Annotated in this window: 1 protein-coding gene; it reads left to right on the top strand. The window is 60.6% G+C overall.

The genetic code is table 11. The features are described 5' to 3' along the window. Window positions 1–895 (top strand): immunoglobulin-like domain-containing protein (locus APH42_RS30280; RefSeq protein WP_374701068.1); only part of this gene is annotated, 895 nt, incomplete at both ends.

The raw sequence follows: 895 nt of genomic DNA, 5'->3' as shown, positions 1-895 counted from the left end.
CACATCAACACCGCCCTGGCGCACGACCTGGTCGTGACCCTGAGCAACAATGCTCAGGTCACCATCAAGGCGGGCGAAACCAGCGCGCCGTACACCCACGATGCACAGGGCGACGACGTCTACAAAGACTCGGACGAGATCAGCCTGGGTATCAAGTCGGCGGTGGATGTCGATGGCCGTACCTTCGAAAACCTGCAACTGGGCGGCGATGCTTCGGTTCAGGTGACCGACACCACCGACGAAGTCGTGGCCAAGCTGACCGCCACGCCTTCGGTCACCGAAGGCGGTGAGATCACCTACACCATCACCCTGACCAACAAAGACGGTCTGCCGATCAACAACCACGGCGCCCTGACCTTCACGTTGAGCGACGGCACTACCGTCATCACCATCCCGGCCAACGGCACCACGGCTTCGGTCACCGTCACCGCGCCTGACAACGTCTATGTCGGTGCTAATGACCCCGTCGTGAAGTCCATCGCCACCGTTGAAGGCGCAGACGTCGACAAGTTCGAGCAACTGACCCTGGATAAAACCCAGGTCAGCACCACCGTCACCGACGAACCGGGTACTCCGGGCAACGAAGGCGATTTGGTCAAGGTCACTATTACAGCCGATCAGGCTTCGGTGGCCGAGAACGTCAAGCCGACCTTCACCGTTCACATCAACACCGCCCTGGCGCACGACTTGGTCGTGACCCTGAGCAACAATGCCCAGGTCACCATCAAGGCTGGCGAGACCAGCGCGCCTTACGAGCACGCGGCACAGGGCGATGACGTCTATCTGGACAGCGGCGAAATCACCCTCGGCATCAAGTCGGCCGTGGATATCGACGGCCGTACCTTCGAAAACCTGCAATTGGGCGGTGATGCTTCGGTTCAAGTGACCGACACCC

This window comes from Pseudomonas sp. NBRC 111140 (genome assembly GCF_001320885.1).
GTDB lineage: Bacteria > Pseudomonadota > Gammaproteobacteria > Pseudomonadales > Pseudomonadaceae > Aquipseudomonas > Aquipseudomonas putida_P.
Note: the sequence above shows the minus strand (reverse complement) of the source record. Positions and strands in the feature narration are given on the sequence as shown.